Origin of the sequence: Parafrankia sp. EUN1f, from assembly GCF_000177675.1 — a bacterium.
GTDB lineage: Bacteria > Actinomycetota > Actinomycetes > Frankiales > Frankiaceae > Parafrankia.
This window is the reverse complement of sequence record NZ_ADGX01000038.1, coordinates 19,722-37,014: the sequence shown is the minus strand read 5'-3', so window position 1 is coordinate 37,014 and position 17,293 is coordinate 19,722. Positions and strand designations below refer to the sequence as shown.

15 protein-coding genes are annotated in these 17,293 nt (G+C 69.7%); 10 read left to right on the top strand and 5 right to left on the bottom strand.

All coding sequences use genetic code 11. The features are described 5' to 3' along the window. Window positions 1-1,140 precede the first annotated feature (1,140 nt). Window positions 1,141-2,193 (top strand): hypothetical protein, encoded by a 1,053-nt coding sequence (locus FREUN1FDRAFT_RS13935; protein ID WP_006540712.1) that lies wholly within the window; start codon window positions 1,141-1,143, stop codon window positions 2,191-2,193. 195 nt (window positions 2,194-2,388) lie between these two features. Here FREUN1FDRAFT_RS13935 and FREUN1FDRAFT_RS13930 read toward each other — a convergent pair whose 3' ends face one another. Together FREUN1FDRAFT_RS13930 and FREUN1FDRAFT_RS13925 are read right to left on the bottom strand one after the other, a co-directional pair. Continuing rightward, window positions 2,389-3,036, bottom strand: coding sequence for a CoA transferase subunit B (locus FREUN1FDRAFT_RS13930; RefSeq protein ID WP_006540711.1), 648 nt, complete (start codon window positions 3,034-3,036; stop codon window positions 2,389-2,391). Between the two features lies 1 nt (window position 3,037). Beyond that, window positions 3,038-3,781 (bottom strand): CoA transferase subunit A, encoded by a 744-nt coding sequence (locus tag FREUN1FDRAFT_RS13925; RefSeq protein WP_006540710.1) that lies wholly within the window; start codon window positions 3,779-3,781, stop codon window positions 3,038-3,040. 924 nt (window positions 3,782-4,705) lie between these two features. Here FREUN1FDRAFT_RS13925 and FREUN1FDRAFT_RS13920 point away from each other — a divergent pair. The 9 genes from FREUN1FDRAFT_RS13920 to FREUN1FDRAFT_RS13880 all read left to right on the top strand — a co-directional run bounded on the left by FREUN1FDRAFT_RS13920 (window position 4,706) and on the right by FREUN1FDRAFT_RS13880 (window position 13,273). Then, window positions 4,706-5,845, top strand: coding sequence for an acyl-CoA dehydrogenase family protein (locus FREUN1FDRAFT_RS13920; protein WP_006540708.1), 1,140 nt, complete (start codon window positions 4,706-4,708; stop codon window positions 5,843-5,845). Window positions 5,846-5,887: 42 nt separating this feature from the next. After that, window positions 5,888-7,309, top strand: a complete 1,422-nt coding sequence (locus FREUN1FDRAFT_RS13915) for an aldehyde dehydrogenase (RefSeq protein WP_006540707.1) — start codon at window positions 5,888-5,890, stop codon at window positions 7,307-7,309. Between the two features lie 63 nt (window positions 7,310-7,372). Further along, entirely contained in the window at window positions 7,373-7,756 is a 384-nt protein-coding gene (locus FREUN1FDRAFT_RS13910) for a carboxymuconolactone decarboxylase family protein (protein WP_006540706.1), read from the top strand. Then, complete coding sequence (locus tag FREUN1FDRAFT_RS13905; protein ID WP_006540705.1) at window positions 7,753-8,613, top strand: NAD(P)-dependent oxidoreductase; 861 nt, start codon at window positions 7,753-7,755, stop codon at window positions 8,611-8,613. The genes FREUN1FDRAFT_RS13910 and FREUN1FDRAFT_RS13905 overlap by 4 nt, the downstream gene beginning before the upstream one ends. A 536-nt stretch (window positions 8,614-9,149) precedes the next feature. Then, entirely contained in the window at window positions 9,150-10,415 is a 1,266-nt protein-coding gene (locus tag FREUN1FDRAFT_RS13900) for an aromatic ring-hydroxylating dioxygenase subunit alpha (protein WP_006540703.1), read from the top strand. After that, on the top strand, window positions 10,399-10,722 hold the full coding sequence (locus FREUN1FDRAFT_RS13895; RefSeq protein ID WP_006540702.1) for a hypothetical protein: 324 nt from the start codon (window positions 10,399-10,401) through the stop codon (window positions 10,720-10,722). The genes FREUN1FDRAFT_RS13900 and FREUN1FDRAFT_RS13895 overlap by 17 nt, the downstream gene beginning before the upstream one ends. A 172-nt stretch (window positions 10,723-10,894) precedes the next feature. Continuing rightward, the gene (locus tag FREUN1FDRAFT_RS13890; protein WP_006540701.1) at window positions 10,895-11,305 is read left to right on the top strand and encodes a nuclear transport factor 2 family protein; all 411 of its coding nucleotides are present in this window, start codon (window positions 10,895-10,897) and stop codon (window positions 11,303-11,305) included. Next, window positions 11,302-12,441 (top strand): acyl-CoA dehydrogenase family protein, encoded by a 1,140-nt coding sequence (locus FREUN1FDRAFT_RS13885; RefSeq protein ID WP_006540700.1) that lies wholly within the window; start codon window positions 11,302-11,304, stop codon window positions 12,439-12,441. Before FREUN1FDRAFT_RS13890 ends, FREUN1FDRAFT_RS13885 begins: the two co-directional genes overlap by 4 nt. Window positions 12,442-12,451: 10 nt before the next feature. Beyond that, window positions 12,452-13,273, top strand: coding sequence for an acyl-CoA dehydrogenase family protein (locus FREUN1FDRAFT_RS13880; RefSeq protein ID WP_006540699.1), 822 nt, complete (start codon window positions 12,452-12,454; stop codon window positions 13,271-13,273). Window positions 13,274-13,328: 55 nt separating this feature from the next. On the opposite strand, the gene FREUN1FDRAFT_RS13875 is transcribed toward FREUN1FDRAFT_RS13880, so the two are convergent. The 3 genes from FREUN1FDRAFT_RS13875 to FREUN1FDRAFT_RS13865 form a co-directional block, all read right to left on the bottom strand. Then, window positions 13,329-14,543, bottom strand: a complete 1,215-nt coding sequence (locus FREUN1FDRAFT_RS13875) for an ABC transporter substrate-binding protein (RefSeq protein WP_006540698.1) — start codon at window positions 14,541-14,543, stop codon at window positions 13,329-13,331. Between the two features lie 322 nt (window positions 14,544-14,865). Then, window positions 14,866-16,092: a CaiB/BaiF CoA-transferase family protein gene (locus FREUN1FDRAFT_RS13870; RefSeq protein ID WP_006540697.1), complete on the bottom strand. Its 1,227-nt coding sequence runs from the start codon at window positions 16,090-16,092 to the stop codon at window positions 14,866-14,868. 122 nt (window positions 16,093-16,214) lie between these two features. Further along, window positions 16,215-17,006, bottom strand: a complete 792-nt coding sequence (locus tag FREUN1FDRAFT_RS13865) for an enoyl-CoA hydratase (RefSeq protein WP_006540696.1) — start codon at window positions 17,004-17,006, stop codon at window positions 16,215-16,217. Between the last annotated feature and the right edge of the window lie 287 nt (window positions 17,007-17,293).

The window sequence follows — 17,293 nt, the reverse complement described above, 5'->3', positions numbered from 1 at the left end:
GGCAGGCTCACTGCGCACCGCGGAGAACATTGATCCCGCCGAATCGAAGCGAAATTCTCGGGTGTGTGATCTCACTCCGAACGATTTTCTTGCAGCCAATTGGCCGGGAACAGTTCGGAGTTCTCTGGTCACGACCGGTACCGGCGCGGCCGAATGCGCAGGCAGACGCCCCCGAGAGCGCCACAAAACACCGGCGGCCGGCACGCCAGGTCAAGCCACATCTCCGGCATCTACTTGCCATCCAGCGGCGCCTGGGTATTCTGAGCCGGTCAGTATGCGGTGAAGAGCCTTCCGACCCCTCACCGCACCAAGATCACATCAGCATGATGACTTCGACGGCACCGGATTCGACGCCACCCGAATCCCGTGCTGCCGGCATCTCACACTCCGTCAGAAAGAGGAGCGATGCGCGTCCTTGCTGCACACGCAGGCACACGCGGACATCTGTCGTGGTTCAGGCCGGCAGTACCGAGCCAGGCGGAGCCGCACCCCCGGTGAGCCGGGTCACCAGAAAGGCTCCCGGCCGGAGCCGGCCACCGCTTACCTGTTGATCGGTACCACCACGAGAAGCAACAGGAAAGCCCCGGCAAGAAGAGACGCCGCCAGGAAGAAACCGGCCGGTAGCCGCCCGCCGAAAGGCAGCCGTACCGCGTCATCACGACCGCGGAGCCCCTCGCGGACCTGCATCGCCGGCCTGGGCCCTGCCACGGACGGGGCCTGGCCACCCTCGCCACCTTGACCTGGGCCGATCGGTAGCGATTCGCCGCCGGAACACGCCGTCACCCGCACCGCTTCGACCATTTCGCTTCCCCCCGACAGGCATGTGCCCATGCAGCCAGGCATTTCTTCGGCCCGACGCATCTCGATTCTGCACCGCGAAACCCCCACAGTGCAAGAAGAATTACGCAACGTAACAGCCCTTTGGGGTGAAGGTTTTTCTGGCAAGCAAGATTCAGGTGCACGAACAGCCCTGATGCACTTCAGGCCACCCAGGCTCAATCATTTGGCGCCTACACACGGTGGGCGTCACGAGAATCCGCCGCAGGATCTCGCCCAGATACGCGCCCACCGAGCACCCTCACCGAAGATGGCGGTGGCGGTGGCGGTGGCGCCCCTGACCGAAGGCGTGAGGCACCCCCGGTGAGCACCAACCGTCAGCGTCCGTCGTGGGCTGGCCTCCGCGACGTAGCGGCCTTCCTGTTCACCGTCGGCGGCGGCGTCTGCTCGCTCGCCGGCCTGACGGCGGGAACCGCCCAGATCGTTCTGCGTGCGATTACAGCGGTCCTGACGCTATATCTCGTCTACATCTTCATGAACCTCTACCGGATTTCCCGGACGAAAGATTCGACGTCTACGGAGGACGTTATCTGCGATATCGAGGACGTGGTCACCCGCCAGGCCGCACCCCACGACGAGGTCGTCCACGTCAGGATCACGATCGGGCGGACCAAGGAGGACGACCGGGTGGAGGAGGAGGTTCATGTCACGCCGAACTCGCAGGTCGTGAACCGGCTGATCAGGCCGATCATGCCGTACCACTGGCGCCGGACCGACCGCCTGGAGGACATCGAGTTCGACTGCTCGGTGGACGAGAGTGACGACGGGCAGGTACTCGTGCGGGCCCGGCCGATCCTCCACCAGGAGTACCTGCAGATCTGGCTCATCTTCACCCCGACCCTGACCAAACCCACCGTCTGGCGTTTCTGGTACCGGCCGCGCGGCCTCTGGAACGAACTACGCGAGAAGGACCGCGACCGCCTTGTCTGGAACGACATCATGCCGTCCAACGGCAGATCGCCGCTGACCGACTTCACGATCACGTTCGTGTTCGCCGACCCGAACTTCAAGCCGGGCGTCACGGAACGCAACGGATACGGGACCGTCAAGAGCCCCCGACCGCGCAGAAACCGGCGAGTGGATCGTGGAGTGGCGAGACCCCAGCCCACAGGGGCGCCGCTACGAGTGGACGATCACCCGCAGGGCGCTCTGAACGGCGGCCGGTGGGGCGGTGGCCGTCAGGGCTCGCCTCGCACATCAGCCAGAGTTCCGTTCGCCGTGAGCCGCCCGCCGGCGAAGCGGCGGCCGGGGCTCGGCGTACGGGACGAGCCCTGGCGGTCACCGAACTACGGACACGGAGGAAACATGTCTGCTTGTGACGGGAATCCGACCCGCGGAGGCGAGGGGGGAACGTGAGCTGAGCCCGCGGTGCGCGGCCGGCCGATCCGCAGTCCCGTCGGCCGGCCGAGAGATCTGAAGCAGGCCCCAGCAGTCTCCCGGGGGGCGGTACCGCGGAACCGCCCCCCGCTCACTCGTCGTGGCCGCGCCGCTCTCGGCCGGGCCGATCGAAACCGATCCGCGACCGGCTCCCGCTGCGGCCGGCCGCCGGTCTCAGACGGAGATCAGGTCGACGGTGAGCTCCGTGCCGGTGGCCGCGCGCACGTCGTCGACGGTCACGCCGGGAGCGGTCTCCCGAAGCACGAGACCGCCACCGGCCACGACGTCGATGACCGCCAGGTCGGTGATGATCTGCTGGGCGCAGGCACGGCCGGTCAGCGGGAGGGTGCACTCGTCGACGATCTTGTGGCTGCCGTCGCGGGCGACGTGCTCCATCATGACGATCACGTGCCGGGCGCCGTGGACGAGATCCATCGCGCCACCCATGCCCTTGACCATCTTGCCGGGGATCATCCAGTTCGCCAGGTCTCCGGCGCGGGAGACCTGCATCGCCCCGAGGACGGCGACGTCGACATGCCCACCGCGGATCATTCCGAACGATGTGGCGGAGTCGAAGAAGGACGCGCCGGGCAGCACGGTGACCGTCTCCTTGCCGGCGTTGATCAGATCCGGGTCGACGGCGCTCTCCGCCGGGTAGGGGCCGACACCGAGGATTCCGTTCTCACTGTGCAGCACCACGGTCACGCCGGCGGGCAGGTAGTTCGGAACCAGGGTCGGCAGGCCGATGCCCAGGTTCACGTACTGCCCGCTTTCCAGCTCCCTGGCGACGCGGGCCGCGAGCTCGGTACGAGTCAGGGCCATGTCAGCTCACCGTCCGCTTCTCGATCCGCTTCTGGGTGTCGGGCACGTGCACGACACGCTGCACGAAGATGCCCGGGGTGTGTACCTGGGCGGGGTCGAGCTCGCCGGGCTCCACCAGCTCCTCGACCTCGGCGATGGTCACCCGGCCGGCGGTCGCGCACAGCGGGTTGAAGTTCGCGGCGCTGGCCCGGTAGACGAGGTTGCCGTGCCGGTCGCCCTTCCAGGCGTGGACGAACGCGAAGTCGCAGACGATCCCACGCTCGAGCACGTAGCTCCTGCCGTCGAACTCGCGGGTCTCCTTGGGCGGCGAGGCGACCGCGACGCCGCCCGAACCGTCGTAGAGCCAGGGCAGGCCGCCGTCCGCGACCTGGGTGCCGACACCGGCCGGGGTGTAGAAGGCCGGGATCCCCGCGCCGCCGGCGCGGAGACGCTCGGCGAGCGTGCCCTGCGGGACGAGCTCGACCTCGAGCTCGCCGGCGAGGAACTGACGCTCGAACTCCTTGTTCTCACCCACGTACGAGCCGGTGGTGCGACGGATCCGGCCCGCCCGCAGCAGCAGGCCGAGACCCCAGTCGTCCACGCCGCAGTTGTTGCTCACCGTCTCAAGGTCCTTGGGGCCCGCGTCGAGAAGCGCGCGGATGAGGCCGCTCGGGATGCCGCAGAGCCCGAACCCGCCCACCGCCAGCGACGCCCCGTCAGGGACGTCCGCCACGGCGAGCGCCGCGCTCGGAACCACCTTGTCCAACCTGTCCACCCCTCACTCGCGCATCGGTGCCGGTTCTCATCCGTCCACTGCAAGCAGGCAACAACGGTCGCTGGGCGCCGCCGGATCTCCGTGCCGCCGCTCGGCGACCTCACAGGCCCTCGTGCCGGACAGGACACGACACCCGGGGAGCGGCCGGTGGCGAAACAGTGCTCCGGGTGATGCAGCACGCATGCCACCTTTCAGGCGACGGCTTACGTTAGCAGAGACTCACATCCGTGTTGGTGAACCTCACCCGAACAGGTTCCGCCCCTCGTGGGAGCCACCCAGCACGCCCCACCACCCGGTGGCACGAGCCGGCGGCGCAGCGGCGCAGCGCCCGTGACCGCCGCCGTAACCCCCGGCGGCGGGTGCCGGCACCTTCCGTCATCGCGGCAATTAGCGAGGCAACTCTCCGTGGATCAACGAACTCCGCGCTGGACTGCGTCCGGGGCACGACGGTACGTTAAGCAGCGATCCACCGGCGCGCGACCGCGCAATTCCTGCCGCGAACCGTCCGCGGCGAACCCGCCCGAGGCGACCTGGAGGCATCCGACCGATGCTGTCGACGGCGAGATCAGCGCCGAAGGTCACCCGGATCGTCCCCGACGGATTCTTACCGGGCCGCCAGACCACCGCGCCCGGATTAGTGTCCACGCACGTCGGCGGTGAAAGGGAACCACATGCGCGGGAATTCATGGTCGGCGCGGACGCTGTAGGCGGCCCGGCGGCCCGCCGCCCTGACCTGCGTCTGGGCAGGCAGCGCTGGCCCACCGGCTGCTAGCAGCCCCAGCAGGCCAGCATGATCCGCCGAGTCCACCTCGGCGCCCCGCCCGTCAGGCCTCCCTTTCCCCCTCTTCGACTCCTTTCGATTCCTTTCAATTCCACGGCGGATTTCATCCGCCTCGACCGCGAGAGGGTGACCGGATGCGACGCACGGTCTACGGCCCCGAACACGACGCCTTCCGGGCCGCCGTAAGGTCCTTTTTCGAAAAAGAGATCGGGGCCCATTACCAGGAATGGGAGGAGGCCGGCCTCCCACCACGTGACTTCTACAACAAGGCCGGCGACCTCGGAATTCTCGGGCTTTGCATTCCGGAGGAGTACGGCGGCGGCGGCGCCGATTTCCTGTTCAACGCCGTCGTCACCGAGGAGGCCGCCCGGGCCGGCTATGCGCTGGGCCCGCTGCGCATCCACGCCGACATCTCCGTGCCGTATTTCGTCGACCACGGCAACGCCGAGCAGAAGCAGCGCTGGCTGCCAGGTCTGGCGAGCGGCGAACTGGTCGCGGCGCTGGCGCTGACGGAGCCGGGCGCGGGGTCGGATCTCGCTGGCATGTCCACCTCCGCGCGCCGCGACGGTGACTACTACGTGGTGAACGGGTCCAAGACGTTCATCACCGGTGGGCTGAACGCCGATCTGTTCCTCACCGCGGTGAAGACGGACCCGACGCAGCGCCACGCCGGCCTGTCGCTGCTGGTGATCCCCGGCGACCTCCCGGGAGTCAGCCGTGGCGCGCCGCTGCACAAGATCGGGCTGCACATCCAGGAAGCGGTGGAGATCTTCTTCGACGACGTGCGGGTGCCGGCGGAGAACCTGCTCGGCGAGGAGGGGCAGGGGTTCACCTACCTGACCTCGCACCTCGTCCAGGAGCGGCTCTCGATCGCGATCAACGCACAGGGCGCGGCAGCGTCGATCGTTGAGCAGACCGTCGAGTACGTCAACGGCCGCAAGCTCTTCGGCAAGACCCTCAACACCTTCCAGAACACCAAGTTCGTGCTCGCCGGGTGCGCGACGGAGGTCGACGCGGGGCAGGCGCTGCTGGACCAGGTCCTGCTCGCGCATGTGGCTGGCGAGGCGACACCGGCGGACGCGGCGAAGGTCAAGCTCTACTGCACGGAGATGCAGGGCCGCGTGATCGACGCCTGTCTGCAGTTGTTCGGCGGCTACGGCTACATCAACGAGTACCCGGTGGCGCGGGCGTGGGCCGATGCGCGCGTCGGTCGGATCTACGGCGGTTCCAGCGAGGTGATGAAGACGATCATCGCGAAGTCGCTCGGGCTGTGACGTCTCCTGATGTGACCGCGACGCTCCCGGAGGTGAGCTGACGTGCCCGTTCGCCATGATCATTGGATCGACGGCAAGGCCGTGGTGCCGACCGGCGGGGGCTACCTGCCCACGCTGGAGCCGGCGACCCGCGAGCCCGGCGACGAGATCGCCGCGGGTTCCGCCGCGGACGTCGAGCATGCCGTCACGGCGGCAGCGGCGGCGCAGCCGGACTGGGCCCGCCGCTCCGGAGCGGACCGCGGCGAGATCCTGCTGTGTGTCGCCGACGCCATGGACGCGCACGCGCCCGAGCTGACGGAGCTGGAGTGGGCCGCCACCGGCAAGGTTCCGCGCCAGCTCAAGGCCGAGATCGAGATGTCGGCCGCCTATTTCCGGTACTACGCGGGGGTGTTGCGGGCCCACCACGGCCGCGTGATCGACCAGGGCGGCGCGAGCCACACCTACACCCGGCTCGAACCGTACGGAATCATCGCGGTGATCACCCCGTGGAACCTGCCGTTGAACCAGGCCTGCCGGGCGCTGGCCCCGGCGCTGGCGGCGGGCAACGCGGTGGTCGCCAAGCCCTCGGAGCTGACCTCGGCCTCCACGGTGTGCCTGGCCAGGCTCGCCAGCGAGGCCGGTCTGCCCGACGGAGTCCTGAACGTGGTGACCGGGACGGGCCCGGAGGTCGGCACGCCGCTGGCGACCGATCCGCGGGTCGGGCGGATCACCTTCACCGGATCGGTGCCCACCGGCCGGTATCTGGCACGGATCGCCGCCGACCGGCTGGTTCCGGTCACCCTTGAGCTCGGCGGCAAGTCCCCGTTGTTGGTGTTCGCCGACGCCGATCTGGAGCGGGCCGCCGCCGCCGCGGTGGCGTCGGCCGCGACCAACGCGGGGCAGGTCTGTTCGGCGACCACCCGCCTGCTCGTCGAGGCGTCCGTGCACGACGCGTTCGTGGAGCGGGTGGTCGCCGGCGTGGAGCGCCTCACCCCCGGCGTCGACTTCGGCCCGATCATCACCGAGGCGCAGTACACGAAGGTCCTGGACTTCTTCGCGGCGACGAGGGCGTCCGGGCTGGAGCCGGTGACCGGCGGCGGACCCTACCTGGACGGGCCGGGAGCCCGGGGTTTCTACCTGCGTCCCACGGTCTACGCCGGGGTGGCGCCGGACCTGCCGGTCGCCCGGGAGGAGATCTTCGGCCCGGTGCTGGTCACGATGCCGTTCGACGACGAGGCCGAGGCGCTCACGCTCGCGAACGACTCCGAGTACGGCCTCGTCGGCAGTGTGTGGAGCGGCGACGTCGCGCGCGGGCTGCGCCTCGCCGAGCGCATCGACGCCGGGCAGGTCGCGGTGAACGGCGGGCCGATGACCATCGAGACACCGTTCGGGGGCTACAAGGCCAGCGGGTACGGGCGGGAGAAGGGGCTGGAGGCCCTGGCCGAGTACGCCCGGGTGAAGACCGTCAGCCTGTCCCTCTACTGAGAGCACCTGTTGAGAGCACGTCCTGACAGCACTACCGGCACCAGGGAAGGATCTGAATCGATCATGGAACAGAGCGAGCAGCTTCGTGCCGCCTACGCCATGCGCCGGGCCATGCTGGGCGACGCCTACGTGGACAGCGCCACCGGTGACACCGACGAGATCAGCCAGCAGTTCCAGGACCACATCACCGCACAGGCGTGGGGGGTGTGGACCCGGGAGGGGGTGTTGTCCACCCGGGATCGCAGCCTGCTGGTGATGGCGATGACCGCGGCGCTGGGCCGGATGGAGGAGTTCCGCCTGCACGCGAGCTCGTCGAGCCGCACCGGCGTGAGCGACGCGGAGATCGACGAGCTGCTGTTCCAGGTCGCGGCCTACTGCGGCGCGCCGGCCGCGATCTCGGCCCGCCGCGCGGTCAAGGCCCTGCGGGCAGAACGCGCCGGGCAGTGACCGGGCCGAGCGTCGGGTTCGTCGGACTCGGGAACATGGGCGGCGCGCTCGCCGCGAACGTGGCGGCGACCGGTGTCGACCTGGTGGTGCACGACGCCGCCGGCCCTGCCCGCGCACCGGAAGGCACCACCTTCGTCGAGGACGTCGCCGCCGTGGCCCGGGCCGCCGAGGTCGTCGTGCTGAGCCTGCCCGACGGCACCGTCTCCGAGAAGGTCACCGCCCAGCTCGCCGACGCCGCCGACCGGCGGGTCACGCTGGTCATCGACACGTCGACGATCGGGGTGAGCGCCGCCGGGCGCATCACCGAGCTGCTCGCCGCCCGCGGCATCGGCCATGTCGACGCGCCGGTGTCCGGCGGAGTGGCCGGCGCCCGGGCGCGGACACTGACGGTGATGTACGCCGGCACGGACGAGGCGTGTGCCCGGGCGGAACCGGTCCTGGCCGCGCTCACCGACCGCCGGCGCAGGGTCGGCGACCGCCCCGGTCTCGCCCAGGCCCTCAAACTGGCGAACAACTTCCTCGCCGCCGTGGCGCTCGCCGCCACCAGCGAGGCGGTGGCGTTCGGGACCGCCGCCGGCCTGGATATGGCCACGATGCTGGACGTGCTCAATTCCGCGAGCGGGCAGAACAACGCGACCGCGGAGAAGTTCCCGCGCCAGGTCCTCACCGAGAACTACGCCGCCGGATTCACGAACACGCTGATGGCGAAGGACCTGCGCCTGTATCTCGGCGAGGTCCGCGAGTTGGACGGTCCGCTGTCGATGGGCACGGTCACCTCGTCGTTGTGGGAGGCATTCGCCGACGCGGAGCCGGGCGTCGACTTCACCCGCATCTATCCGTTCGTTCGGGGCGACTGAGCCATCACTGAAAGAGGCTGTTCCGGGGCCGTCCGAGAAAGCAGGTCGGACCACCCCGGCAGCCTCGCCGGGCACGGAGTCCACTCCGCGGTACACGGGCCGAGCCCGATATGGCATCCTCCTCTCCACAAGAGGGAGGATTCTTCTCGACTGGAGAGAACTTCCGGCCGACCGGCGCCGGGGCGCAGCCGCGGGCCGGCGTCCGCCTGGGAGCCACGACCCACCCATGGTGACGCCACACGACCGTCCAACTCCAAGCAGTGAGACACCGCGCCACCACGGGGCTTGGCGTTGACTCTGACACCCCTCGCATGGAAACCTAATTATCGACCGCGAGAACGGAGTTCTCACCACGACGAGGGGAGGCCGGACGACGATGGGTGTGTCGTTCTGCTCAGCCTCGTCGTCGGCTGACCCGTGGACCACGTCGACGGCCGCCAGGAGACGGGATCCGTCCTGCGCCATCGGGGCCGCTCACCTGCTCGCCACGGCCCGCAGCACTGTCGGCATAGAGCTCGAACACGAGAGGTAGACCTGTGCCCCACTACAAGAAGCCCGACGCGGGCAGCTGGACCCAGCACTATCCCGAGCTCGGCACCGCGCCCGTCGACTACACCGACTCGATCGACCCCGCGTACTACGAGAAGGAGCGCGAGGCGGTCTTCAAGCGCAGCTGGCTGCACGTCGGCCGGGTCGAGCGCCTCCCCCGCACCGGCAGCTACTTCACCAAGGAACTGCCGGTCCTCAACACCTCGCTGATCATCGTCAACAGCGGTGACGGCAAGATCCGCGCGTTCCACAACGTGTGCCGCCACCGCGGCAACAAGCTGGTCTGGAACGACTTCCCGGGCGAGGAGACCGAGGGCAGCTGCCGGCAGTTCATCTGCAAGTACCACGCCTGGCGCTACGACCTCACCGGCAAGCTCACCTTCGTCCAGCAGGAGGGTGAGTTCTTCGACCTCGACAAGGCCGACTACGGCCTCAAGGAGGTCCCCTGCGACGTGTGGGAGGGGTTCATCTTCATCAACCTCAACCCGCAGCAGACGCTTGCCGAGTACCTGGGCGACTTCGCCAAGGGCCTGGAGGGCTACCCGTTCGGCGAGATGACCGAGGTCTACTCGTACAAGGCCGAGATCGGCGCCAACTGGAAGCTGTTCATCGACGCCTTCGCCGAGTTCTACCACGCGCCGATCCTGCACCAGAAGCAGGCGGTCAAGGCCGAGGCCGAGAAGCTCATCGGCTTCGGCTTCGAGGCGCTGCACTACGAGCTCAAGAGCCCGCACTCGATGGTCTCCTCGTGGGGCGGCATGTCCCCGCCCAAGGACCTGAACATGGTCAAGCCGATCGAGCGGGTGCTGCGCAGCGGCCTGTTCGGCCCGTGGGACCGCCCCGCCATCGACGGGCTCGACCCGCTGCCGGCCGCCCTCAACCCGGCCGGGCACCGCGCCTGGGGCCAGGACTCGTTCGAGTTCTTCCCCAACATGACGCTGCTGATCTGGGCGCCGGGCTGGTACCTGACCTACCTGTACTGGCCGACCGCGGTCGACAAGCACATCTTCGAGGCGAACCTCTACTTCGTCCCGCCGAAGAACGCCCGGGAGCGCCTCGCGCAGGAGCTGGCCGCGGTGACGTTCAAGGAGTACGCGCTCCAGGACGCCAACACCCTCGAGGCCACGCAGACCATGCTGGCCACCCGTACCGTCAGTGAGTTCCCGCTGTGCGACCAGGAGATTCTCCTCCGGGCCCTGCACAAGGAAGTCGGCGACCGTGTGAAGGAGTACAGCGATGCCTCTGCCGTCTGAGTTCTCGGCCCTGGAGCCGTACCTGGCCTGGGATCTGGCGACCGAGCCGGAGCGCTACGCCAAGCGGCTCGCCTCCACGATGGACGAGATGCAGGAGTTCTACGACGCGGCCTTCCCGCTTCTCGAGGACGCGATCACCTTCTGCGACAAGTTCCCCCTCGACGACCTGTCCGAGGAGGCCCGCACCGTGATGCACCTGATGCAGTCCCTGGTCATGGTGTCGTTCCCGGTCGAGGTGTGGAAGCAGCCGCGGGTGCCCGACAGCGGTGCCGCCTACCTGGATGTGATCGTCGAACCCGTCGTCTGACGGGAACGGCGTTCGCGGGTGCTGCTCCACGGGTACCCGGAACCAGGCACCGGGTCTGTCGGCCCCCGGCGAGGTCGACAGACCCGGTATCCATGGAACGTGTGCGGTAGAACATATGCGGTAGAACGCGTGCGGTAGAACGCGATGTTCGCGATGAAGGGTGGCAAGGGCTTTGTCCACTGACGATGTCGTCGAGATCCAGCAGCTGCTCGCCAAGTACGCGGTGACCATCACCAAGGGCGACATCGACGGGCTGCTTTCGGTCTTCACTCCGGACGGCACCTACAGCGCCTTCGGTGACGTTTTCACCCTCGACCTGTTTCCCAAGATGGTCGCGGCCGCACCCAAGGGGCTGTTCCTGACCGGGACCGCGCTGGTCGACCTCGACGGTGACAGCGGCACCGGCACCCAGCCGCTCTGCTTCATCGAACACTCCAAGCACGACATGCGGATCGGCTACTACTCGGACACCTACCAGCGCACGGCGGACGGCTGGCGCCTGCGCACCCGGAAGATGACCTTCATCCGCCGCAGCGGTGACCACGACTCGGGACGTCCACACGCGTACGAGCCGACCCCGTGACCAGCCCCGTGACCGAGCCCGCGACGATCGGAGAGTTCCGGGCGGCCGTCCGGGAGTGGTTCACGCACAACGACCTCTCCGCCGGCCCCGACCACTCCCTCGACGGTCAGGTCGCGCAGCTGGCCCGGGTGCGCCGCGCCCTGTACGACGCCGGCTGGATGCGGTACGGCTGGCCGGCCGAGGTGGGGGGCCTGGGCGGGCCCGCGGCGCTGCGCGCGGTACTCGGTGAGGAGGTCGCCAGCCGCGACCTGGCGGAGCCGGGGATCTACTCGATGATCGAGGTCCTCGCCCCCACCATGATCTCCTACGCGCCGCCGGCGCTGGCCGCCGAGATGGTGCCGCTGCTGCTGTCCGGCGCCGAGCAGTGGTGCCAGGGCTTCTCCGAGCCCGGATCGGGCAGTGACCTGGCCTCGCTGTCGACCCGCGCCGAGCCCCACGGCGACGACTGGGTGGTCAACGGGCAGAAGGTGTGGACGAGCCTGGCGCAGTACTCCCAGCGCTGTGTGCTCCTCACCCGCACCGCGCCGGGCCACGGCGGGATCACCGCGTTCTTCGTCGACATGGACACGCCGGGGATCACGGTCCGTCCGCTGCGCACCATGCACGGCATCGACGAGTTCGCCGAGGTGTTCTTCGACGACGTCGTCGTACCGGGCGATCGGATGCTCGGCCGGCCGGGTGACGGCTGGCAGCTCGCGATGGACCTGCTCCCCCACGAGCGGTCCACCTGCTTCTGGCATCGGGTCGCGTTCCTCTACGAGCGGCTGGAGCGGCTCGTCGGCGAGACCGCGACCACGACCGCGACCACAGGCGCGGCCGGGGCCGATGACGCTGATCTGGGCGCGGCGTACCTGGCGTTGCACACGATCCGCTGCCGTTCCCACGCGACCCAGCGCCGCCTCGCCGACGGCGCCCGCCTGGGCCCGGAGACGTCCATCGACAAGGTGCTGCTCGCCACCGCCGAACAGCGCCTGTTCGACACCGCCCGCGACCTGCTTCCCGGCGCCGTCGAGCTCACGGACCCCCGCTGGCGCTCCGAGTACCTCTACTCCCGTGCCGCGACCATCTACGGCGGCACCGCCGAGATCCAGCGGAACATCATCGCCCGCCGGCTGCTCGACCTCGGCAAGGAGTAAAGGGGTAACCGTGGACACCGCCGAACACGACCTGATCGTCGAGACCTTCCGCAAGGCCATGACCGGCAGCAGCGGGGCCGCCCTGGATGCCGCCCTGGACGAGCTCGGCTGGGCCGACCTGCTCGCCGAGGAGCCGGACACCGCCATCCCGGTGGTGTTCACCCTGCTGGGCGAGACCGGCAGCCACGCCTCCGTCCTCAACGACGTCGTGGCCCAGGCCGGCGGTGAGCCGCTCGGCACCACCGTGACGCTGCCGTTCACCGGCGGCCGCTGGGTCCGCTGGGAACGCGCCGACGCCCCCGCGGCGCAGCCGCCCTCCGAAGGCGCCGGCGATCTCCTCGACCCGACGCTGCCGCTGCGCCTGGCGGAGCCCGGTGACCCGGATCTCCACCTCGCCGCGGCCCGTCGCGCGCTCGGCTGGTGGCTGCTCGGCACCGGCCGCGCGATGCTCGCCCTCGCCCGCGAGCACGCGTTGGCCCGTACCCAGTTCGGTCGGCCCATCGCGTCGTTCCAGGCGGTCCGTCACCGGCTCGCCGAGACCCTCGTCGCGCTCGAGGGCGCCGAAGCCACCCTGAACGCCGCCACCGCGTCGCCGGAGCCGTTCACCTGCCTGCTCGCCAAGGCCGCGGCCGGCCGCGCCTCCCTGGACGCCGCCCGCCACTGCCAGCAGGTCCTCGCCGGCATCGGCTTCACCGCCGAGCACGACTTCCACCATCACCTGCGGCGCACCCTCACCCTCGACGGGCTGCTAGGCAGCGCTCGCGACCTCACCCGCCAGGCCGGCGCGCACATCCGCGAGCAGGGTCACGCCCCGCGCCTGATCAACCTCTGACCGCACCGTCGGCGCACCGCCGGCGGCGGTGCGCCGACGGTGCCGCGGACTCGGGTCAGCCAGTGGTGCCGTCGGCGCAGAGACGTTCACTGGCCACGTCGAAGGCGGTGCCGGCGGGGTTGACCTTCACGAAGGCGTAGCAGCTGAGCGGGTTCTTCGCGTTGGTGCCCAGGTTGATCGGTGCGAGCAGGCCGTCGGCGTCGTAGCTGCGTTGCTGGCGCAGGCCGGTCATGAACGAGTTCCGGGTCGGGCAGTCGCCGGCCACTTCAAGGCCGCGCAGGAACATGTCGGCGAACAGGTAGCCGTACATGGCGAACTCCTGCTCGGGCTGCGTGGTCTCGGGCGAGTACCTGACCATGGCGTCGCGGTAACGATCGAGGCCGGCACCACCGGCCTCGAAGGGCCGGAAGTACACGGGAATGGAGACCCCGGCGAGCCCACGCCCCAGCGACGACAGTGTGGAACGGGCGTAGCCGCTGAGCGAGACGCTCGCGGCGAGGTTGAGGTTCGCCTGACGGGCGGCGCCGATCACGGCGGCCATGTCCTCGGCGGAGGTGAAACCCAGCAGGGAGTCGGCGCCGGCCGCGGCCAGCTGTTGGGCGGCCCGCAGCGGGCTCGTGCTGGCGCTGGCGAAGGACACGACGTCCGTACTGTCGAGGCCGATCTGCCGGAACGCGTCCCGGTAGAGGTTGGTGGTCGACAGGACGGAGTCCTGCGAGCCGGTGACCAGGATGCCGACCTTCTTGCCACCCGCGGCCTGGATGTAGCGGCCCACGGTCTGTGGGGAGGTCTGGTAGGCGTAGGCGAACAGGTTCTGGTACCGGGCCCAGCTTTCCACCGCGAGACCGACGACGGGGACGCCCTGTTTCTCTGTGTCGTCCAGCGAGCCGCCGAGCGCGATGCTGACGGACAGGATCCCGAACACGGAGTCTCCGTCGACGAGGTCCCTGACGACCTGGGCGTTGTCGCTCTGGGAGGCCTTGTCGTCCTGCCAGTCGTAGACGACCTTGCGCCCGTGCACGCCGCCCTCGGCGTTGGCGAGGCCGAGACGGGCGTCCACCCCGGCGCGCGCGGAGGAGAACGCGAGGGAACCGGTGCCGGTGTCGGAGACCACGAGGCCGATCCGGACCTGGTCGGCCGTGACGCCGGGGCTGTCACAGGCAGCGGCGGTGGCCTCCGGTGCTCCCGACTGCGCGGCACAGCCCGACACGCCCGCGAGCAGAACCGCCACCGCCGCGCATAACAGGCACCGTAAACCACCCGTGCGCATTTTTCCCCCAGGCTGGACGAGCGAGAGGGGGCGCCCGGCGATGCCACAAAGCACGGCTCCGACACTCCCCACATACGCGGATCTTCATACTCACATGACGGAGCATGATGTTAGCCACATTATGGGGCAGTCGCACAAGGTCGTTTGTATTAAGTCGACCGCATTCCTGACCGCGCACCTGTCCGTACACGATCTTCCGAACCCGGTGGTCCCTGTGGAAGCCTCCCGTAGAGGTCCGCCGCGCAGAGGTCCGCCGCGCAGAGGTCCGCCGCGCGGAAGTCCCCCGGCGGAGTCATCCCGGGCGCCCGCCGCGGGCCCGGCGTCAGACCACTCGATCCCGGCGCAGCGCGGTGATCTCCTCCGGGGCGTACCCGAGCTCGGCCAGGACGGAGTCGGTGTGCGCACCGAGCGCCGGCACGGCGCCCATCGGCGGGGCCCACTCGGCCGCGATCGGGGGTGGCAGCAGCGCGCGGGTGGGGCCGGTGGGGGTGTCGATCTCGTGCCAGCGGTCCCGCGCGGCCAGGTGTGGGTGGTCGAGGACGTCCTGCACCCCGTTGAGCCGGGCGTTGCCGAGCTCCGCGTCGTCCAGGATCTGCTGCGCGCGGTCCAGGGTGACGCCCTTCGCCCACGCCGCGATCACCTCGTCCAGCTGGGCCCGCTCCCGGACCCGGTCGGCGTTGCCGGCGAAGGCCGGGTCGTCGGCCAGGTCGGGGCGGTCGAGGACCTGGCGGGCCAGCCGCTGCCACTCGCGGTCATTCGTCGTTCCCAGCACGACGGTCTGGCCGTCCGCCGTCAGGTAGGCGCCGTAGGGCGCGACCGCGGGCGAGCCGACCCCGGCCGGCTCCTGCTCCACGCCGGTCCCCTGGGTGTAGTTGAGCGGGTACCCCATCCACTCGGCGACGACGTCGAACAGGCTGACGGCGATCGCGGAGCCCCGCCCGGTCGCCGACCGGGCGTGCAGGGCCGCCAGCACGGAGCTCAGCGCGTACATGCCGGTGGCGAGATCGACCAGCGGGATGCCCGCCTTGGCCGGTCGGCCCGGCTCACCGGTCACCGCGCAGGAGCCACCCTCGGACTGGACCAGCAGGTCGTAGGCCCGCTTGTGGGACAGCGGGCCGCCCTCGCCGTAGCCGGAGATGTCGACCGCGATCAGCCGCGGGTGACGGGCGCACGCCTGCTCGGCGGCGACGCCCCGGCGGCTCGCCGCACCCGGGCCGAGGTTCTGGATGAGGATGTCGGCGCGGCTCAGCAGCCGTTCCAGCACCTCGGCTCCGCGTGGGTCCGTCCAGTTGAGGGTCACCGACTCCTTGCCCCGGTTGCACCACACGAAGTGCGCCGCCATGCCGTTGAGCGCGCCGTCGTAGTGGCGCGCGAAGTCGCCGCCGCGCGGGTTCTCGACCTTCACCACCCGCGCCCCCATGTCGGCCAGGTGCCGGGTGGCGATCGGGGCCGCGACGGCCTGCTCCAGGCCGACGACGACGAGCCCTTCGAGCGGGCGCCGGCCGCCTGTCGCGGGCCCGGGCAGCTCCCGCTCGTCCGTTGCGGTCATGGCGCCTCCTCCAACTCGGCCGACGCCGTCGGATGACGCGTCGCACTGGTGCGGTGCGGGATGGAGCAGGGCGCGGGATCGAGCCGGACGGACCGGGCACGACCCCAGGCCCGGGCAGGGCCCTAGTTCGCCTGCTTGATCGCGGACTTCATCTGGTCGAGGTTGACCAGGACCGGCCAGCCGCTGACGCTCAGCGCGTTGCCGTGCCCGGTCTGGTGGATGTCGAACACGGACTGGATCGCCGCGTAGAAGCCCTGCACGTCGAGGGTCTGGTTGACCGCCCGCTTGGCCTGGCGCAGCCCGAAGCTCGGCATCGTGGCGATGTGCGCGGCGAGCGCCCGGGTCTGCGCGTCGAGCTCCTCGCGGGGCACCACCTTGTTCACCATGCCGATCTGCTCCGCCTCGGTGGCGGTGACCGCGCGGCCGGTGAACAGGATCTCCTTGGCCTTGCGGGGCCCCAGCTCCCAGGTGTGCCCGTGGTACTCGACGCCGCCGATGCCCATGGCCACCACCGGGTCCGAGAACAGCGCGTCCTCGGCGGCCACGATCAGGTCACAGGGCCAGGCCAGCAGCAGCCCGCCGGCGATGCACCGACCCTGCACCGCGGCGATCGACGGCTTCGGGACGTTGCGCCACCGCAGCGAGAACTCCAGGTACCGCCGCGCCTCGACCTGGTAGATCCACTCCAGGGTGATCTTCTCCGGGCCGGGAGAGCTGGACTTCAGGTCGTGCCCCGCGGAGAAGTGCTTGCCTTCTCCCCGCAGCACGATGACCGCGACGTCGTTGTCCGACGCGGCCTTCGTCCAGGCCGCGTCGAGCTCCTCCAGGAGCTCCATGTTCTGTGCGTTCGCGGCGTCGGGCCGGTTGAGGCTGATCGTCGCGATCCGGTCGGCGACTTCGTAGTTGATGTACACACCAGGCTCCTCAGTTCCGGGGCAGCCCGAGCACGCAGTACCGGCAGCGCCCGAACCATCAAGACGACTTCGAGGTTCAGGTGAGCGTACGGCCCGCCCGAACCCGGATGTACCAGGTGCGGCCAGCCTCGCCGCCTTCGTCACCCACTTCGTCACCTGCTCCGACGTCCGCTGGACCGCCTCGGATCTCCCAACATCCCAGAGTCGGGTCGCAGGTTCCACCCAACGCCGACCCGCTGGTAGCCAGCCCGGCCATCCCGGTGCGAGAATAACATTCTCGACATCCG